The sequence below is a fragment of the Caballeronia sp. INDeC2 genome (assembly GCF_023631325.1).
Classification (GTDB): Bacteria; Pseudomonadota; Gammaproteobacteria; order Burkholderiales; family Burkholderiaceae; genus Caballeronia.
This window is the reverse complement of sequence record NZ_JALQDG010000072.1, coordinates 1-274: the sequence shown is the minus strand read 5'-3', so window position 1 is coordinate 274 and position 274 is coordinate 1. Positions and strand designations below refer to the sequence as shown.

At 55.5% G+C, this 274-nt stretch carries 1 pseudogene; it reads left to right on the top strand.

From position 1 onward, the window contains the following. Positions 1–36: 36 nt before the first annotated feature. Positions 37–274, top strand: a pseudogene (locus tag NCS28_RS33115) (ATP-binding protein); the annotation flags it as partial.

Here is a 274-nt window from a genome sequence, read left to right as displayed (position 1 = left end):
GAATGGCTCGGTCCCGTCCAACCGATGCTTTCCGCGTTGAAAAGCAAGAAGAAGAATCGGATCGAAATTTATAACGATCTCCTTGTGGACACGCTAGCCGGGCTTGAAGACGCTGTGAACAAGGAAGCGGAAGATGCGAAGATCGCCGAGGCGAGAGAGCAGCGTCAGCGAAATCAGGCGAAGCTGGCCTCAGTGTCCGATCTCGTGGCTATGGGTGTCCGTGAGGCCAAGGCCCTGGTCGCAGTACTTGAGGTGTTAAAAGATGCGCCTACCC